Annotated in this window: 1 protein-coding gene; it reads left to right on the forward strand. The window is 44.9% G+C overall.

What is annotated here, in order from left to right:
• Positions 1–710, forward strand: a 710-nt coding sequence (locus tag R7Z50_RS27360) for an ABC transporter permease (RefSeq protein WP_318149729.1), incomplete at both ends; no start/stop codon positions are given.

Here is a 710-nt window from a genome sequence, read left to right on the forward strand (position 1 = left end):
TGGAAGCTTACGTTGATTGGTTGAGTCGATTAGTGACGTTGGACTTGGGTGAATCAACGCGTTATTACGAACCAGTATCGGATATGATTGCAGAGCGTCTGCCTGTTTCGCTGTTCTATGGTGGCATGACTTTCTTTATCAGCTACTTCATCTCGATACCGCTTGGCTATTACAAAGCCCTCAAGCACGGTTCTGTGTTTGATTCTACCTCCTCCATTTTGATATTCGTCGGTTATGCCTTGCCTGGCTATGTGGTTGGCGTGTTATTGATTACTTTGTTTAGTTATCACTTGGAATGGTTCCCTATGGGGGGCTTTGTCGGTGATGATTTCGATGACTATGAAACCTTCTTTGAACGCGCAAAAGACGTGATGTGGCATGCTGTGCTTCCGCTGATCTGTTACTTGATTGGTGATTTCGCAACGCTCACTATGACGATGAAAAATAACCTGATGGAAAACTTATCATCGGATTACATCCGTACCGCGATCGCAAAAGGCTTGCCGTTTAAGAAAGCGGTACGCAAACACGCGCTACGCAATAGTTTGATTCCAAGTGCTTCTCACGTTGGCAACGCACTGTTGTTCTTCATGACAGTGGCATTTTTGATCGAAGTTATCTTCAACATCGACGGCATTGGTTTATTAGGTTACGAATCCATTATGGAGCGTGATTACCCAGTAGTGATGGGCATCGTTGCTATCAACGCG

The sequence above is a fragment of the Vibrio sp. 1249-1 genome (assembly GCF_033340495.1).